Origin of the sequence: Puia sp. P3, from assembly GCF_050632245.1 — a bacterium.
Classification (GTDB): Bacteria; Bacteroidota; Bacteroidia; order Chitinophagales; family Chitinophagaceae; genus Puia.
This window is the reverse complement of sequence record NZ_CP192583.1, coordinates 4048722-4065637: the sequence shown is the minus strand read 5'-3', so window position 1 is coordinate 4065637 and position 16916 is coordinate 4048722. Positions and strand designations below refer to the sequence as shown.

At 53.8% G+C, this 16916-nt stretch carries 23 protein-coding genes; 9 read left to right on the top strand and 14 right to left on the bottom strand.

Annotation, left to right across the window (positions count from 1 at the left end; translation table 11 throughout):
• Nucleotides 1-95: 95 nt before the first annotated feature.
• From ACQ86N_RS25185 to ACQ86N_RS25170, 4 genes are all read left to right on the top strand, one after another.
• Nucleotides 96-779 (top strand): hypothetical protein, encoded by a 684-nt coding sequence (locus ACQ86N_RS25185; protein ID WP_431209454.1) that lies wholly within the window; start codon nt 96-98, stop codon nt 777-779.
• Nucleotides 780-1198: 419 nt separating this feature from the next.
• Nucleotides 1199-1855 (top strand): RteC domain-containing protein, encoded by a 657-nt coding sequence (locus ACQ86N_RS25180; protein ID WP_431209453.1) that lies wholly within the window; start codon nt 1199-1201, stop codon nt 1853-1855.
• 168 nt (nt 1856-2023) lie between these two features.
• Entirely contained in the window at nt 2024-2434 is a 411-nt protein-coding gene (locus tag ACQ86N_RS25175; RefSeq protein ID WP_431209452.1) for an alpha/beta fold hydrolase, read from the top strand.
• A 26-nt stretch (nt 2435-2460) separates the two neighbouring features.
• Complete coding sequence (locus ACQ86N_RS25170; RefSeq protein WP_431209451.1) at nt 2461-2898, top strand: alpha/beta fold hydrolase; 438 nt, start codon at nt 2461-2463, stop codon at nt 2896-2898.
• 76 nt (nt 2899-2974) lie between these two features.
• Here the strand turns inward: ACQ86N_RS25170 and ACQ86N_RS25165 are convergent, their stop codons facing one another.
• Nucleotides 2975-3115, bottom strand: a complete 141-nt coding sequence (locus ACQ86N_RS25165) for a hypothetical protein (RefSeq protein ID WP_431209450.1) — start codon at nt 3113-3115, stop codon at nt 2975-2977.
• 170 nt (nt 3116-3285) lie between these two features.
• Here ACQ86N_RS25165 and ACQ86N_RS25160 point away from each other — a divergent pair, with 170 nt between their 5' ends.
• A complete protein-coding gene (locus ACQ86N_RS25160; RefSeq protein ID WP_431209449.1) occupies nt 3286-4380 on the top strand; it encodes a flavin-containing monooxygenase in 1095 nt (364 codons plus the stop codon).
• Nucleotides 4381-4625: 245 nt separating this feature from the next.
• On the opposite strand, the gene ACQ86N_RS25155 is transcribed toward ACQ86N_RS25160, so the two are convergent.
• On the bottom strand, nt 4626-4772 hold the full coding sequence (locus tag ACQ86N_RS25155; protein ID WP_431209448.1) for a hypothetical protein: 147 nt from the start codon (nt 4770-4772) through the stop codon (nt 4626-4628).
• 285 nt (nt 4773-5057) lie between these two features.
• Between ACQ86N_RS25155 and ACQ86N_RS25150 the strand changes: the two genes are divergently transcribed.
• The 4 genes from ACQ86N_RS25150 to ACQ86N_RS25135 all read left to right on the top strand — a co-directional run bounded on the left by ACQ86N_RS25150 (nt 5058) and on the right by ACQ86N_RS25135 (nt 8872).
• Nucleotides 5058-6008, top strand: coding sequence for a hypothetical protein (locus ACQ86N_RS25150; protein WP_431209447.1), 951 nt, complete (start codon nt 5058-5060; stop codon nt 6006-6008).
• A 130-nt stretch (nt 6009-6138) separates the two neighbouring features.
• Nucleotides 6139-8394, top strand: a complete 2256-nt coding sequence (locus ACQ86N_RS25145) for a CHAT domain-containing protein (RefSeq protein ID WP_431209446.1) — start codon at nt 6139-6141, stop codon at nt 8392-8394.
• A complete protein-coding gene (locus ACQ86N_RS25140) occupies nt 8277-8561 on the top strand; it encodes a CHAT domain-containing protein (protein WP_431209445.1) in 285 nt (94 codons plus the stop codon). The genes ACQ86N_RS25145 and ACQ86N_RS25140 overlap by 118 nt, the downstream gene beginning before the upstream one ends.
• Nucleotides 8558-8872, top strand: coding sequence for a CHAT domain-containing protein (locus ACQ86N_RS25135; RefSeq protein ID WP_431209444.1), 315 nt, complete (start codon nt 8558-8560; stop codon nt 8870-8872). Before ACQ86N_RS25140 ends, ACQ86N_RS25135 begins: the two co-directional genes overlap by 4 nt.
• Before the next feature lie 269 nt (nt 8873-9141).
• Here the strand turns inward: ACQ86N_RS25135 and ACQ86N_RS25130 are convergent, their stop codons facing one another.
• The 12 genes from ACQ86N_RS25130 to ACQ86N_RS25075 all read right to left on the bottom strand — a co-directional run bounded on the left by ACQ86N_RS25130 (nt 9142) and on the right by ACQ86N_RS25075 (nt 16774).
• Nucleotides 9142-9981: a hypothetical protein gene (locus tag ACQ86N_RS25130; RefSeq protein ID WP_431209443.1), complete on the bottom strand. Its 840-nt coding sequence runs from the start codon at nt 9979-9981 to the stop codon at nt 9142-9144.
• Between the two features lie 6 nt (nt 9982-9987).
• Nucleotides 9988-10128 carry a hypothetical protein gene (locus ACQ86N_RS25125; RefSeq protein WP_431209442.1) on the bottom strand — a complete coding sequence of 47 codons (141 nt, stop codon included), beginning with the start codon at nt 10126-10128 and terminating at the stop codon, nt 9988-9990.
• Nucleotides 10129-10187: 59 nt separating this feature from the next.
• Nucleotides 10188-10589 (bottom strand): RNA polymerase sigma factor, encoded by a 402-nt coding sequence (locus tag ACQ86N_RS25120; protein ID WP_431209441.1) that lies wholly within the window; start codon nt 10587-10589, stop codon nt 10188-10190.
• A gap of 204 nt (nt 10590-10793) precedes the next feature.
• Nucleotides 10794-11021 (bottom strand): hypothetical protein, encoded by a 228-nt coding sequence (locus tag ACQ86N_RS25115; protein WP_431209440.1) that lies wholly within the window; start codon nt 11019-11021, stop codon nt 10794-10796.
• Nucleotides 11009-11587, bottom strand: a complete 579-nt coding sequence (locus ACQ86N_RS25110; protein ID WP_431209439.1) for a hypothetical protein — start codon at nt 11585-11587, stop codon at nt 11009-11011. The genes ACQ86N_RS25115 and ACQ86N_RS25110 overlap by 13 nt, the downstream gene beginning before the upstream one ends.
• Nucleotides 11588-11598: 11 nt before the next feature.
• Nucleotides 11599-11973, bottom strand: a complete 375-nt coding sequence (locus ACQ86N_RS25105) for a hypothetical protein (protein ID WP_431209438.1) — start codon at nt 11971-11973, stop codon at nt 11599-11601.
• A 174-nt stretch (nt 11974-12147) separates the two neighbouring features.
• Nucleotides 12148-12393, bottom strand: a complete 246-nt coding sequence (locus ACQ86N_RS25100; protein WP_431217589.1) for an alpha/beta hydrolase family protein — start codon at nt 12391-12393, stop codon at nt 12148-12150.
• A gap of 12 nt (nt 12394-12405) precedes the next feature.
• A complete protein-coding gene (locus ACQ86N_RS25095) occupies nt 12406-12642 on the bottom strand; it encodes a hypothetical protein (protein WP_431209437.1) in 237 nt (78 codons plus the stop codon).
• A 32-nt stretch (nt 12643-12674) separates the two neighbouring features.
• The gene (locus ACQ86N_RS25090; RefSeq protein WP_431209436.1) at nt 12675-14486 is read right to left on the bottom strand and encodes a hypothetical protein; all 1812 of its coding nucleotides are present in this window, start codon (nt 14484-14486) and stop codon (nt 12675-12677) included.
• Nucleotides 14470-15342 (bottom strand): FAD-binding protein, encoded by an 873-nt coding sequence (locus tag ACQ86N_RS25085; protein WP_431209435.1) that lies wholly within the window; start codon nt 15340-15342, stop codon nt 14470-14472. Before ACQ86N_RS25085 ends, ACQ86N_RS25090 begins: the two co-directional genes overlap by 17 nt.
• 17 nt (nt 15343-15359) lie before the next feature.
• On the bottom strand, nt 15360-15638 hold the full coding sequence (locus ACQ86N_RS25080) for a hypothetical protein (protein ID WP_431209434.1): 279 nt from the start codon (nt 15636-15638) through the stop codon (nt 15360-15362).
• A gap of 137 nt (nt 15639-15775) precedes the next feature.
• Complete coding sequence (locus tag ACQ86N_RS25075) at nt 15776-16774, bottom strand: hypothetical protein (RefSeq protein WP_431209433.1); 999 nt, start codon at nt 16772-16774, stop codon at nt 15776-15778.
• Nucleotides 16775-16916: the final 142 nt, after the last annotated feature.

Sequence of the window (16916 nt, the reverse complement as noted above, 5' to 3'; positions counted from 1 at the left end):
GGTCTGGTTCCGGGGGGACTACGGTGTATAGTCCGGTCGTGCCGACGGGTGCGGGGATTGTGAGGCCCGGGGTGTTGGGGGGAGGGGAGATTGAGTTGGAGGGGGAGTATATTTACAATAAACCTGTTGTTGATGTCCAAAAGTATTTTAATTGTTTTGATCAGATTCCATCGGAAGGAGCCTCCTATACAATTGAGTTGTGTGTTGATATTCCAGTGAATAGTTCTCCAGATATGTCAATGAATTTTTCTGGAGGAATTAGTTCGGGCCATACATTCTTGGTAGTGACCAAATCTGGAAACGGTATGAATGTTAGCCAGTCATTCGGTTATTATCCTCAGACTGCCCCTTCGGCTTGGGATCCTTTTTCTCCGATTCCATCGGCTATTAGAGACAACGGTAATGATGAAATTAATGCTAGTTTAATAATGACTATTAATAACGATCAATTTAACGCCGTTCGGTCAGCAGCGGTTAATTTTAGCGCCAAGCCTTATTTATTAGATAAGTCGAATTGCACGGATTACGCTTTGAGCGTATTCAATGTTGCTAGAACTACTCCGCTAACCATGGATCCTTATGTTTTAAGACAAGCAGGTATTGTGCTGACAAACGGTTTGTCGTCGGAACCAATAACAGTGACAATTGCTAATTCGCCTCAAAAGCTGTATGATAAATTGGCAAATCTGAAAATGAGTGGAGGCACGGAGGCTTCAAACATTCAATTGGATTTATCCCATAATTTAAATTCTCCATTTAGTCATGGCGAGTGCAATTGATTTCATGAAAAAGATTTTAAAATTATTTGTAGGTGTTCTGCTTGTGGTTGCGATTTGTAATATCGCCCCGATACGATTCGTTTTTGGTGCAAATGATTGTGACTTTTCAAACGGAGATGGTTCGTTTACATTTTCGGAGTTGACTTTCAAAGAGCGCAGATTTAAGAAGTGTTATGCAAAGTTTGTAGAATTTAAAAAACGCAATCTCGGTGATACCACACTATACCGCCTATGTCCAAAAAGCATATTTCACTTCTGGGATTATGGGCAGTATTTATTTTCTAAAAAATACCGACTGCCGTACAAGCCATGGACGGAGATTGAGGCGAGGCGGGGGCCGATAACGAACAAGTCGGGGTTTCAGGATTTTTAAATTGGAGTGCTCCGGAGGGGAGTTTTTTAACCGGGAAGGGACCGGGGTGGGAGATTTTTGTCTTTATTTTTTACCAACAAAAAATTATTTTATGGCTACTGCATATGTGTTTCATCGCTTTATAAAATTGCAAAATGATCTGGTTGAAATTCAGAGGGAGGTTGTAGAGGTCGATGAACTGACGATAAGGGCGCTGCGGATAATCAAGAAGTTTTATGTGGATTTTCGGGAATATTTTCGACTGAATGGATTTGAGACAAGGGCGGAGGAATTGTTTTTCTTCAAAATAATAAAACCGGACCTGACTTCGCGTCGCATCTACTATATGGAGGTGTTCAACTGGTGGAAGGGGCGGCCAGAAGAACGGGACGGGGTTGCTCACAAAGTTTACTGGACAGATAAGATATTGATGTTGCATGCCTATTGCGATAAGTACAGGCACGTGTTAGTAGACTGGGAAAGTGATTTGCAGAAATTGCAGGCAGGGTTGTTTGCGCCCGAAAGCAATGGAATGTTCGCGGCTCGCGGTGGCTCGGGCGTGGAGACAGATGCTGTGTACGCCGGGGCGCCGCAGTTCACCTATGGGCACGACGATATTGCGGCCAGGGTAATGGCGTATCACCGACTGTCCAGATATTGTTTGAAACAGCTTACGCTTTCCGAAGTCATTGGAGCTCGGGGGAGCAGCCAGGCTGCCATGTGAGAAGCGGGGCCGCCGGATGGAGCGCCGGGGAAAGGGAAGCGCGGGCGCAGTGGGATGAAGAAGTGAGACAATGAAAATAGGGGTGTCGCAAATAACCCCTTAATTGTCTGAACCGGGTGTTTTTGGAGGGGAAATGGATGGTAGATTTGGGGTATAAAACATTAAGCAATGGGAAATTTATCTTTTGAAAGCGGGCAGGCCCGGAGTGGAGCGGGAGACAGCCGGAGCCGGAGCGGGGCGGGGGTAAGCGGGGACATGAGAGAAGGGGGAAAGAGTGGGTACGCGCAGCTGGGAAAATTGAAGATGTATTATGAGATCCATGGAGAAGGGGGGACGCCGCTGGTGCTGATACATGGGGGCGGGTCGACGATCCCGGTGAGTTTTGGGTTTACGCTGGAAATGTTTGCCAGCGACCGGATGGTGATTGCGGTGGAGATGCCGGCGCACGGAAGGACGAGGGACACGGGTGAGCCGATTACGTTCAAGCAGGATGCCGATTATGTGGCGGCACTTTTGAAATATCTTGGGATCGGAAAGGCGGATGTGTTTGGATTCAGCAACGGGGACACACGACGATAGAGATTGGGATAAGACATCCGGAAGCCGTGAATAGACTGGTGATCGCGTCGGCGTTCTATCGCAGGGACGGAGCATTTGCCGGATTTTGGGACGGGTTTGCAGGTGCGACGGTCGATATGATGCCGCCTGAACTGAAGGCCGCCTATCTTAAAACTGACCCTGACCCGGAACGCCTGCTGGTTATGTTTAACCGGGACGTCGAAAGGATGATCGCCTTTACGGATTGGACTGACGAAGAGATGGCCTCGATCAAAGCAAAGACACTGGTTTTCTCCGCCGACCACGACGTCAATACCACGGAACACGCCGTGAGGATGTCGAAAGTGATACGTAACGCGGACCTGGTGATTGTGCCGGGAACCCATGGGTCCTACCTGGGAGATTCGATGCTCGGAGATGGAGTAAATGGGAGCCGGATGGCGGAGATAACGGTAGCCCTGGTCAAGGAATTCCTGGATAAGTGACCCGTCAGAATCGGGAAAGCCCATGATCGGCGAGTCAGAGAGGTGTGACGGCCGGGAGGTACCGCCCACTACCGGATTAGTGCTTAGTAGCGGCGATATATTCCTTCATCGTGATCTTTCCGCTGATCAACTGGACATAGAGAAATTCCTGATTGGAAACCTTGATCGATTCTACCAGTTCGCGGTCGAAAAATAACTGTTTAATTAGCTGTTTCATAGTCTGAATGTTTTAACACCACAAAAATACGACGCGCCGAAGGCGGGACATAGACAGATATACCCGGCTTTCATCATCCCAAAGAAGCGCGAACCGGTGGAGGAGGATTGTCTATCAACGGCTTATACTGCGAACGGATATGTCGTCCAAGTTATGCCTATATTAGCCGCATGCCAGCAACGCATACAGAAACGCTTGTCGTAGGGGCCAGCATCTCAGGACTGGCCATGGCCGCCTCTTTACAAAAGCAGGAGATCGAATTCACGATCATCGAAAAAGAGAACGCCATCGCGCAACCCTGGCGCAACCACTACGAACGATTACACCTTCATACCAGCAAGAAATACTCGAACCTCCCCTATAAGAAGTTTGGAAACGGAATACCGCGCTATCCCAGCCGCCAGCAGGTGATCGACTACCTGGAAGACTACCGGCAGGCCTTTAACATACAGCCTTTGCTGAATACACGCGCGACGTCGATCCGAAAAGAGGGAAATGTATGGATGACGGAGACCAACAACGGACTATTCTCCTCGCGCTATCTGGTAATGGCCACCGGGGCCTACGGCCGGCCCAGACCCATCGATGTAAACGGCATAGAGACGTTCACCGGCGTGGCGCTGCACAGCCAGGACTATCGATCGGCTGGCGACTATCCCGGCAAGCGCGTACTGGTAGTCGGGTTTGGCAACTCGGCTTGCGAGATCGCGATCGATCTTTGCGAAAAAGGATTGTATCCGGCGATGTCAGTTCGTTCGCCTGTCAACGTTATACCGAGAGATATTCTGGGGATCCCCGTTCTGGAGATCAGTCTTTTGCTGCGAAGGTTGAAGCCGGCGCTGGCCGACAAGATCAGCAAGCCGCTGGTAGATCTGCTCGTGGGAGATATCACGACACTTGGGTTGATGAAGAAACCCTATGGCCCGCTGGAGCAAATTCAGCGGGAAGCGGCGGCGCCGGTGCTGGACATCGGGACTATCCGACTGATCCGGAAGGGGCAGATAAAAATTTATGGAGGCATCGATCGGGTAGAAGGGGAGAATGTTCATTTCGCAGACGGAAAGACTGAAGGCTTTGACGTGATTGTAGCGGGTATCGGGTACTGGCGCGACTATGCGGAGATCGTGGATGTGGGAAAGGAAAGGTTTGAAGACCTGCGGCGGCCGGTGGACCGACAGGAATTTTTGGGAAGGATGGACTATATTTTTGTGGTTATTGGGTTAGCCCGACGGGACAGATACGGGAAATTGGAATGGACGCGGTGAAGATCGCGGCCCATATTGCGGGGGAGAGGGGAAAATGAGGTGATGACGCGGATGACGGACCGCGGGGCTCTGCATTGGGCGGAAGAGAGGGCGAAAGTGAAGGGAGTGCGGGGCGTCTCCGCGGGTTAGAGTTCCCCCGCACCATACGGGAATACCGGCGAGTTTCTCCAGGAGGTTGTCCGCGAGGCAGGGACGGCCGCCGGTGGATTTGACACAGGTTCGGCAAAGTCAGGAGATTTGAAAGACTATCGTAGGTGGAGGACCAGGTGAGTGAGAAAAGCCAGGAAGGTGATGTTGTAGGCGGCGACGAAGCCGGCGCAATAGAGAAATTTCTTGTTGTCCAGGAGGGAGATCTTGCCCTCCATTTCGTGGATAGCGTCTGCGATGGGCATAAATTGTCTTTTAGGATGATAAAGGTCGGATACCGGAAGATGAAGGTCTTTTATCGGAAATTGGATGGGAAAGCTCTGATAATGGTAAATCCTTAGGGTCAAAATGTAACCGCAGAAGGTTAAAATTCCACAATTTATTGATTATCAATGTCAGCTTTTTCCTGAACAAAGTGGTTACAATGGAAGGTCCGGGGTTTACTAATTATCGTGAACAGTGCAGGTGGGGCTTGGAGCACTTAAAAAGATATAGTATTTTGTAAGCATTAACACTTAACCTCCTGATCCATGAAAAAGCTATCGCTGGCTGGTTTGATCCTTGTATTCTTGTTTTGCGCGTGCCGCAAGAATTTGTCCGACCCCGACACGCAGACGCAGACGTCGACCAACCCGCCCGTTGTCCCTCCGCCACATGATACTAGCCGTGTGTCTTCGCCCAATCCGGCAGATACGACGTTAGTGCCCTTCCCGAAGCAAACTGCCGCAGCACAGGCTCCCGCTCCGAGTTGTGCGCTCTCACCTCTCTATGGGGATTCCATCATTTATGTTGAGCCTACGAATGGTTCCGACTATATTGTCTTCCCTGTGAATGCATCGGGTCAGGGTAAATATTTCTCCTGGCCGGTGGGGATGACCATCGATCAGAATACGGGTGCCATCAATCTCTCGAAATCGGAGACCGGTCTGAAATATATGATCGGGTTTGTAAAGAACGGAAGTACCGATACCTGTCTTTCGACCCTGATCGTCGGCGGCGCCTCATATGCGGATAGTATTTATGTACTGGCCGACGGCGCCAATACGGCGATCCCCTATTTCGAGGCCGATCCATACCTGACCAATACCTGCGCCAGCGGTAATGGTTGCGCCTTCGACATCAACAATACGGCGGCCAGCAGCAAGGTCATCGTGAACAAAACAACGGGTGTGATCGACCTCCAGAAGACGCTGAACGGAACTCTTCTCGGCCTGGGCGGCGCCTTCGGTCTGCTGCCGACCAACGGATCGAGCGTTACGACTACCATCTATTATAAGGTTAACGACCCCAGTAATCTGGCGGTACAGCATATCGACGTGCAGCTGGTATATTACGATACCAAGGCTGCGTTACAGAACAGCAATCCCGGCTTGCTTTCGGGAGTCGTGAACAAACTGAATAATTTGCTCGCGGGTCATATGATCAGCTATCAGGCCAACCCGCGGCCACCTCTCATCGTTATTGTTCGACGTTTAGAATAAGGATATAGGCAATGTTAGCGGCGGATTCTTCCGCCGCTTTTTTTATTGGTAGGGTGCCGGGCAGACCCTCCCCGAAATTTTTTTGGGGGTTGGGTGGGTGGAAAGGGCCGATGGCCTAATTTTAGGTATAATGATGCCTAAAATCCTACTTCTGCTGGCCGCCCTGATCTGCGGATATACTCCATTCGCCGATCCCGATGAGCCCGTAGCCGGGGTCCTCGCTCTTTATCGCCGCGCCGATCAGAGCTTCCGCCTCCCCACCAACACTCCCGCCACCGACAGCGCGGCGATCGCAGATTATGATGCGGTCATCCGACTGTTGCCCACCCTGCCCGATTTCAAAGAGAAGGACACCCTTCTGATCCATTCCTGGCTGAATAAGGGGATCCTGCTCGACGGAGACGGAGACTATTCCCGCGCGGTCGCGGCCTACAGAACTATGATGGACCTGCACCCGCAGAAGGATTCGGTGGCCTTTGTAGCGATGGTCTTTGCCGGGGGAGCCTATTACAACCTGAATAATTTCGACTCGGCGGTCTATTTCCTCCGGATAGCGGACGGGATACCCGCGGCCTACCGCAACGACGACAGCCAGGTCCGGCTATACAATACATTAGGCGTTCTTTACCACGACAACGGTAACTACCAGCTGGGGGTTAACTATTTCAACCGGGCGCTGCGCGTGCTGGAAAGCAAAAAGCCGCTGGATACGATCTCTGCCGTCAATCTTCAAACGAATATCGCCACGTCTTTTTACCGGCTGGGATCGTACGGAGATGCGCTGGCGCTGTACAAAAAGATACTCGGCTACCGTCTTTCCACCAATTTCATCTACCAGAATATGGGCAGGACCTATACCGCTCTGCAGCAATATCCTGACGCGCTGAACGCCTTCCGGCGGGTAGACGTGAGCAAGGTGCCCGCGGCGCTGAATGAAATGGCTTATGCGCAGTGGCGGCTGCACAGGACGGATTCGGGTGTATGGTACCTGGACAGATTTAGGGCGATGGAGGAGAAGGGGAAGGTCAATCCTCTCGACGTCGGGATCAACCATCAGTACCGGGCGGATATTCTTACCGGCCAGCAGCGCTATCCTGCCGCTCTGAACGAGCTGCAGCAGGCCATCATCCATTTCTCGCGGGGATTCGGCAATCCGGATGTCCTTTCAAACCCCTCCAATTTCACCGGGGCCTTTGCCTATTTCCGCCTCTTCGACGCTCTCCTGCAGAAGGCCCAGGTGCTGCAACTGTTGTATAAGAGCGATCCCAAAGAGAGCTGGCTGCAGGCTTCCTGGCAGGCGTATACCGCGGCCCTGTCGCTACTCCGTTATATCGAGAAGAGCTATGACTCTGACGAGGCCAAGCTGTTCCTGAAGATGAAGAGTGCCGGTGTATACGATGGCGCGCTGGCGGTATGTCTGCGGCTGCACCGGCTGCATCCCGACGGCGACTGGCTGGAACAGGCTTTTCTGATCAGCGAGAAGAGTAAGGCCACCATCATCTTCGCCAATCTGCAGGAGAATGCCTTTATGACCGGTCTCTCCGGGGCAGATGAACAGGCGATGAAAGAAGTGCGAAACATCAAGTACAATATTGCCCGATTGAACGTCCAGTCTGAAGAGGGCGCTGACAGCGCGCGCATGGCGGGTATCGACCGGCAGCGGGGAGAATACGAGATCCGGCTGTCGAGGCTGCAGAAGCAGCTGGAGCAGAACAACGCCTATTACAAATTGAAATACAAGGACGAGGGGCCGGGGCTTAAGGATTTGCAGCGGCAGCTGGGCGGGGATCAGGCGCTGGTTAGCTATTATGCGGCAGAGGGTTCTCTGCATAGTTTTGTGCTGACGCATAACAGTATCCATCATAACATCGACGATTCCATCGCGAGTCTCCAGGGCGACGTGGAGGCCTGGCTGGATATGCTGAAGGTGACGGAGAATGGAAGGCGTTTCAGGCCTGGAGAGGTCGGTGCGAGGCTTTACCGGCGGCTGGTGAAGCCGGTGCAGGATGCGGCGCCGGGAATGAATGAATGGATCGTGGTTCCGGACGGATTTCTGTATTATTTACCGTTCGAATCGCTGCCGGGCGGCGGAGATAACGACTATGTATTGCGGACGATGACGGTCAGTTACCGCTGGTCGAGCCGGATGTTGTCCGTGCCTGGAGCGGGAGGCGACGGCAAGGTCGCGGGGATATTGTCTTTTGCCCCCTTCGTGCATAGCGCGGGCGGGGCGGGATTTGCGAGGCTCCCTGCCGAGTGGGGACGAGCGTGGCAGGGCTACCGGGTGCTCAGTACGTCGACAGCGGCGCCACCAAGAGCAATTTCCTCCATACCGTCAATCAATGGCCGATCATCCACCTGGCGACGCATGCTGTGTCGTCGCTGACGAAGACCTCGGGTTCCTTTATTGCGTTCTACCCAGGGGATGCGAGGGCGGATGATAACAATCTTTATCTGGAAGAATTGTACGGGTTGAATCTCGGCGCCACGAGGCTGGTCATCATCAGCGCCTGTGAAACGGGTCAGGGCAGGCTGGCTGGTAAAGAGGGGTGATCAGTCTTTCGCGGGCCTTTGCCTATGCGGGGTGCGCCAGTACGGTCAACAGCCTGTGGAAGGCAGATGACCGGGCGACGGCGTTTATACTTAAGCAATTTTATGTTCATCTGAAAAGCGGGATGAGCAAGGCGAAGGCGTTGCAGGAGGCGAAGCTGGACTATCTTTCGGGGGATGCGATCAATAAGAGTCCTGCATACTGGGCGCATCTGGTGCTGATGGGGGACGAAACTCCTTTGTACAGGAGGGGGAACTGGTGGATCCGGGGGGAGCGGGTGTGCTGGTATTATTGGGAGTGGTCGTGGTGGTAAGAAGAAAAAAGTCGGCGAGATCTTCGCTTAGACAATCTTTTTAGGTTTTTTCAGGGTGTGCCGACTTTTTTGTGGCTGGCTTTTCAAGGGGTTGGCTGGTTTTTCACGGATGGTTTTTTCAGGACTGGTCTGGATTCTTCAGGATAGGTCTGGATTCATTAAACGGGGCAAGATCAACGGGTGTGTTTTCAAAGGATACGGACTAAACTCGTATATATATTAGTAAAGGAAGCTGAGGAAAACGTAACCGCAGAGGACCGGTTTTTTATTTATTTTCCTTGTACTGCACAAGGCGGAGGTCTGTAAAGGACATTTTTTCGACTTTGTCGTGGTAGAGATGGCTTTTGTTGGCCCGGATCTTTTCGAGGATGGGCATGGCTTCGTTGGACCTTGCGTTTGGCCAGCCAGCTGATGGCGAGATAGTATTCGGCCTCGTCCTCAAAATAGTCCTGCCCGCTGTGGGTGTTGGAGGCGATGACCTGCTCGAAATGGGCAATAGCATCGTCGAACTTTTTTAGTTCCAGGTCGGCCATACCGGCCAGAAATTCCGATTTATTGCTGCTGGTTTTCGCGTCGGCCGAGAGGGTAAGCACTTCGGTCCAGTTGCGGGCTGTAAAGGCCTGGTCGATGGCATCCTGGCCTGCGGCGCCGCGGCTGGTGTTGAGCTCGTATGACGCATAGTACTCGCTATATAAGCTGGACGAACTGAGTCTGACGTATTTGAAGATCGCCCCGCCTGCGATGACCACGAGGATGACCGCCGCGGCCCGCATCATGTTGCGGTATAAGTTGCGTACTACGCCGCCGGAGGTGTTTTCGGCAGGAGGGTGGTCCTGAGTTTGTCCTTCGGTGGTGGTATCGACCCGACGGTCTTCGGAGAGGGTCTGGCTTTCCCATGTCTGTCTTACCGCCGCGACCTGCTGGTAGAGACCGGCTTCCTGTACCGCGTCCACGGCCAGGTTGAGATATGCCCACTCTTTGGCAGCCTCTTCGTTTTCGGTGATCATGCGTGCAGTGGCGGCGGCAGTTGACGGCGAAACCTGATCGTTGCGACCTTCAAAATCCTTGTCCAGGTGGTCGATCAGCGCGTTGGTCTTTTGGAGTGACATGGGATACTATTTAATTAGTTCGTTAAGCTGTCCGGCGAGTGCCGGATTAGCTTTTAACAAACCGGTCAACTGCTGGAGGCATTTGTATTTTTTGTTTCGGACGACCTGCTCATTCTCGTAGGGCAGGTGTTCGACTATCTCTTTCATCGGGAGGTTTTCGTAGTAGAACAGGTGCAGCAGCTTGTTGCAGGGTTCGCCGAGTTGTGTCAGCAGGTCGCGCAGCTGTCGCCTCTGTTCGATATCTCCGATCTGGTGGCTGATGTCAGACTCGTGCTGGTCCCGGGTGGATTCGTATTTTTTTCCCGGATGCCGGCGCGTTCTTTTTTCTTAAGGTCATTGAACCAGATGTGACGGGCGACGGATGCGAGGAAGGTTTTGACGCTTGATTCCTGCCGGTATTTTCCTTTTTTGACGCTGTCGATAAAGGCTATCACCGTTTCCTGGAAGACGTCGTCCGCGTCCTGCTCGTTGCCGCCATAACTCATAATGAAAGAGCGGATCGCCTCGGAAAATTGCCGATAAAGGGAGTGAATTGCCGGATCAAGGTGCTTTCCACTAGTAATTGCTGCTATCAGCTCAGCATCGGTATATTTTTCCGCGACTTTCATGTATTAGTGGGTCCTCCAAAAAGAAATGTAACCGATCCGGGTAAAAATTTACATTTTAAGGTTCATTAATGGTAAATATCTACTCAAAACGCAAAAATATACGATTGAATTGTATACCATGGATTTATACCTGAATACCCGTGCAGTCCTTTTGCGGGATAATTTTTTAAATGATTGATAATTAATTATTTATATTTCCGGAGTTTAGGGGGTGGTTATCCTGTAAATGCCGTCCGCCCGGACCGAAATGGTGGTATGGGCGTCGAGCTGGAAGTCCCAGACGTTGTAGGGGTTGCTGTCGCAGTGGATCAGTTGTTCCTGACGGGTATTCAAGTCCAGCGTGTAGTATCCGTCGGTATTGAATTTGGTGTCGTATCCATAGTGCTGGTAATAGAGCAGGCGGTTGCCGGTGATATGGGTCAGCCGGGGCATGAATGCGGTACGATTATAGGCGTATTCGCCCTGATAGAGGGAGCGCCGCCCGAATAAACGACCAGTCTGCTGAAGAAGCCCGAGTCGGGGTGGAAAATGTAGCGCGAGGCAATCGTGTAGTTGGTGCTGTTGTCGAGGTACTCAACGGCGGTGCTGTCGGCGGCGGGGACGACGGGCTGAATATTGCCTGTGGCGGGGTCGACGAGCTGGTTGTAGTAGTAGAGGTGGTCGTAGCTGATCTCGTCCACGTAGCGGAAGTCGATAAGTCCGAGGTCGCGCGTCGAATTGTCGCCGAGATCGATCAGGGTGGAATGGGCCGAAGAGAAATAGGGTTTGGTGGCGATGAGATGGTTGGCGACGACGCGGGAGATCCGGCCATAGTCGGAGGATACGTAGTCGAGGAAGACATTCTTTCCGGTGGCGGTATTGTAGCGAAACAGCATCGACGTGTCGTTCGTATACCTTCCGCGCTGGCTGTTGGTGAAGCCCATGAGGATGAGTTCGTCGTCGGAGATGGCCCTTATTCTCAACTGGGAGAGGGTATCAGGGAGTCGTATGACCTGCACCGAGCCGTCTTTCAGGGAGAGTTTTTGGTAGTGAGGATATTGACGGAATCGTCGGTGAAGTAAATGTAATTGTGTGACGGGGTGATGTCGATGGACTGCATCCCGAGGCTCTGGTTGAACGCCAGCAGGCGCTGGTAGGTGAAGGGAGCGGTATAGATATGCCGGTAGCCGGGCAGGGTGTAGCGTAGGGCGGTGTTGCCGACGGCTTTGTTCCTTACGATGAAGTCGTAATGAGCGTCTTTTTCGAAATTATAGCTGATGACCGCGGACCAGGCGTTGGTGGGCACGTCTCTCGCGAACGCCCATGCGCCGATGGTTGTGCCGTCTTTGCGGAGCCATGTGCTGTCAGGGGTGGTATTGCCGTCATAGAGGATGGATAGCCTCACCTGGGTTGCGGACTGCGGGATCGTTTTGAACCAAAGTGTGCCGGTGGTATCCTTTATCGTGACGGGAGGGGCAGATTGGGTGCCAGGGTGTCATTCTTTGAGCAACCCGAAAGCAGGATAAAGGTAAGCAGGTAATAAAGGCCGCGTTTCATTAACGGGGATTTGTATCCAAAGCTACGGTTTTTGGGCGACCCAGCGCTGGAAGAACTCCCAGGTGCGGAGCATCTGGTCTATGCGCTGGCGGGGATCGCCGCTTCGGGTGATCTCGTGCGTGGCTCCGGGGTGGCGGACGTATTCGACCGGTCTGCCGAGTACCTTGAGGCTGCGGAAGAGCATTTCGCCCTGCACGAAGCCGGTCCGGCGGTCGTTCTCTCCGTGGAAGATGATCAGCGGGGTCGTGATCCTGTCGGCATAGGTGATGGGGGATTCGTGCTAACCGTCGGTGGGAGTCAGCCAGATCTGGGTCGAATATTTATAGTCCCATTTCGAAGCTTTGGTGTCTGATTCCTGTTCGATGGAGGTAACGGTGTAGACTGCTTGCGAGCCGTCCTTGTTCAGCCGGATGTCTCCGATGGATCGTATTTTTAAAAGGTCGGTGACTTTGACGGGTTCCTGGGCGAAAGATGTCAGGGTAAAGGACAGGCCGAGGAAAAGGAGGAGTTTTCGCATGCAGAAAGTTTATTCCGGTAAATATAAGCGATTTAGAAGGCAATCTTGCTGAACGGGATACCGGCCGTCAGGCCGATGGATGTTTTTCCGGGGAGGCCGCGTCCTGGAGGCAGTGTATTGGCGAGGTCGGAGAAGCGGACGAGGAACTCGAAGTTGCAGGCGGGTTCAGCCCTTTTGTTGATCAGGACGATGGGGACGCCGATGCCGGCGTTGAGGGCGTGATAGGGGCCGAAGTCCTGTTCGGCGTGGAGGCTGAAGCCGACGTGGAAGTGGGCGGGAACCAGGCGATGACGGCTGTTATTATCGGGGTCAGGAAGTTGCTGTAGTCGCCGAGCCAATAATTTTTGGAAGAGGTGGTGTCCAGCTGGTACCCGTCGCGGGAATTGTCGAGGAGCAGGCTGCCTGTCCCAGTGAGATAAAAGCGTCCGGAGGGGGTGCTTTCCCAGAGCCGGGTATGGCTGAGGTCGAGGCGGGCGGGGTAGCCGTGCCTGGTAGTAAACGGTGATGCCGGTGTGGGTGCGACTTTTGTGTTTGCGGTGATCAGGGGGAGATAGAGATCGAGGCTGGTCCAGTCGAGGGTAATGAGGGAATAGGCGGCGCGTTTGGCGAGCATTTCGGATTGCTGCAGCGCGAAGGCGTAGCTGTATTCGTCGTGGAGGTCGGAGTTGAATTGCTGCCGGACGATGGTATCGGTGGTTTCGAAGGCGGCGGATCTTGTCCCTGATCTCATTGGTCAGGGTTTGGAGGATGCCGCCTGTCAGCGCGTCCATGGTGGATTTTTGTCCGGCGTCTTTATAGCGTATGCGCCCATCTGTGATCCATGTTTGTTTGAAAAGGAAACCCAGGCGGGTATAAGACGGGTCTTTTGCGTATGCCTTTACGCCGATGGTGGCGAAGTTCCTGATCCGCTGGTCGGCGTCTTTTGGTTGATAGAGGCTGTGGTTGACGGCGACCTGGCCGGTGGTTGCGTCAGTGAGTACGGAATTCTTATAGAGGGTGAGGTCGTTGGGGTCGGAGAGGTAGTAGCCGATCCTGTTGGAGAGATAGATATTCATGGCTCTTTCCGAGATGGGGAAGGAGCTTTTTGTCGTGGCGGTATGGATGGCGGTTAGCTGCCGTATGAGGCTGTCGGGGGACTGGGCCGTAGCAAGGATGGGGAGAAGGAGGGATATGCCTATGACTTTCATAGTGACTTGTCCAGCCCCCATTTCTGAAGCGTGGCGTTGGTAAAGACCTTGCGGGTATCGGTGTCGAGCAGCTGGTTGCGGGCGGCTATCCAGGCGTCCGCGTCGGCGCCATACATATTTTTTATTCGTCCGAAGTCGAGTTCGTTGACCTTTCCCCACGTGGAAGGTGAAGGGGATGCCGTTGTCTTCGAGCGTTTTCCATGCGGCCGTATAGAAGGCGTAGGTGGCGTCGGAGAAGGCGCCGTCGAGTTCGAGGACGCAGGTGTATTCGAAGCGGGTGAAGGCGAGGGTCGCGTTTGATCTCTTTATGAAGCGATACGCGAAGAGGCCGGCGAAGGGACCGGCGGTCTTGTTGAGATCGAGCAGCAGCCGGGTGGTCTTTTCGATGTGCTGGATGGGGATGCCGATGGCGGCGCTGAGCAGCTTGCCATGCAGCGTAGTGTTGTCGAAGATCTCGCTGAGGATGCCGAACTGTTTGCTGTAGGGAATGAGTGCGCCGGCGAGCAGTTTGTTGACGAGGGTGGGCACCAGTGCGGGCAGGGCTGCGGTGATCCTGCCGATGAAGCAGGGGGCGTCATCGCCGGGTCCGAGGCCGCCGGAATTGCGCACCGGTGGTTTGTAGCCCGCGTGGTAGGGTCGTTTATACATCGTCGTCACATAGGCTCCCTTGTCGATGTCGTAGGGGTTGATCTGGACGGCGAAGCTGGTAGGGGCGTTCGTTGCCGCAGGGCAGCCACGTGATCTTGCTGAAGTCGAGGGTCTGCATGAGCTGGCGAAGGTTGTCGTCCCAGGGCATGCGGGACATATAGGCTTCGAGGAGGAAGATGTCTTCTGTTTCGATCATTACCCCGTGGACGATGCCAAAGCTGCCAAAGCTGACGAGGGCGGCGTTGAACATGGCGTCGTCGCGGACCAGTTCGGTCTGGAGGTTTTTGATGAAGGAGGGGGACACTACGGGATTGGATGCCCGTTCGAGCCAGATATGACGTGTCGGGCTGACGATGATGTGCATACCTGTGACGAAGTCCTGGACGGCGCCGGTGTCGAAGGCCGAGCCGTGGGCGCCTGTGGCTGTCACGCCTGCGATGGTCTGGCCGTTGCTGGCGCCGGAGGTCTTTAGCGAGAGGTAGCGGGGCTGGAGGAAGCGGCTGAGCTCCCATACGCCGTTGCCGCACTGGGCGAGGAAGAGTTTTTTAGGGTCGCCTTTGTATGCAGGGCCGATGCTTTGAGAGGAGATCTCGAACATCATATTCAGCGGTTTGGTATCCAGCATGATGCCCGCCTCCGCGGTGGCGATCTTTGTCCATGACCAGCCCGAGCCGAGTGCGCGGATGGGGGTTTTGGAGGCGATGGCGTCGGCGATGATCTGCTGAAGCCCTTTTGTGGTATCCATAAAGGCGGCCAGCGGGCCGAGCATGGGGTCGTTGCCGAGCTCGTAGAGGTCTTTTATCGGCTGTGTAAACGTCTCGTGCTTGTTCTCCCAGTTGGTAAAACCTGTTTTGATGATCTTCATGACGGGCGGTTTATCGGTTAGAGGTGACCGGTGACCTGACAGGGTTTGCTGCATTTCCACTCGAGCTGCATCGGGCACCAGATGCCCAGGGTCAGCACGGTGATGAGCGAGTAGCCGAGGTTGGTCTTTACCTGGACGAGGGCTACGCCATTTGTGTTGAGCGAATCGCAGATGGGGGGTGGCGATCTCTTTGGGGTTTTGTACGAGGCCCCAGAAAAAGGAGTGCGCGGTGACAGAATTGAATTCTGTGCCGGGCTGTGCGTGGGTGGCGATACGGTAGCTGTAACAACTGGCAAAAAGCAAAAGTGCCGGTGCAAGCAGTAGCAGCCAGCGGGTAGTCTGCGGGGGTGTGACATAAAAAAAGGAATTACTTAAATATAGAAGTAATTCCAAACATATACAATCCCCAAATAGTGGTATTTATTCGCGGCTTTTACCGCCCCAGGAAATCCCGGAGTTTGTTGACGTCCAGCTGCTGCGTGAACTGCTGGTCCAGCTGGGGTGCGCCGGTCTCTTCGGGGTTATAGCGCCAGCAGACGAGGAAGAACTGGGGCTTTTCGGAGCTGAGGGAGTGGTCGATAAAGTCGGGGTTGGGGCGTACCAGCATGGCGGCGTCGGCGGTGCCGTCTTCGAATCCACGGAAGCCGGCGGCTTCTCCGGTGATGATGGCTGCCTTTGTGAGTTCAGCGGCGGGGCGGCGGAGGAGGCTCTGCATGAGGAGGAGGGTGCTGTCGAGGCCGGCGGTATGTTTTTGGATCGAGTTCTTCAGGAAGTCTTCGTCGCTGCGGTAGTTCTTAAGGAAGATGCGCGTGCGTACTTCGCGGTCGGTGCCGGTCCAGGTGTTGTTGATCTCGTTGATGGCGTTTGCCTTTTCGGCTTCCTGTATGGCGGCGCTGCGGATGGGGATCTGTGTTTTCAGCCGGCTGACGAGGTCTTCTTTGGTTGCTGTCAGTTCCGCGATCGCCTCCTGCAGATATTCCTTGCGGCTGATGGGTGTGTAGGGGAGGTGGTCGTTGTCGGCGGTCACGAGCCAGAAGCGGGTGGGTTCGTTGGTGGAAAGCCTGATGTTGGAGAATTTTTTGTTGTTGACGACGGTGGTGCCGAGCATTGGGCTGATGTCGTTGGCCATGATGAGGAGGTCGGCCTTGTTGCGGCCGTCGGTGCCATAGAAGCTGCAGGAGAGGCCAAAGCGGGTGGTGGAGGCGACGCCTGACTTTTCGGGGAAGTATTCGCCGTGCCATACGGGGCTGTATTGTTCGAACGAGAGGGCGGAGTCCTGGAGGAAGCCGGCGAGGCTTTCTGTCGTGGATCTCATTTTATCGAGGGTGGCGCGGGCTATGCGGCCGTTGATGTGGTCCTGTTGTTTTTCCCAGTTGGGGTTGGGGTTATGGAGGGAAAGGGCAAAAGTCAATAGGGCGTAGAAAGAGTTCATGTTTCCAGATTTAGGGTTTGGACGGCCCATAGGAATTGCATGATCTTTCGGGGGGATAGCGGATGAAAAGAGAGAGTTGCGGGAGGAGTGGCAAAGGGTTTGCCAAAAATGCAATGGGGTGGCTAGTAGGGGGTTGTAGTGT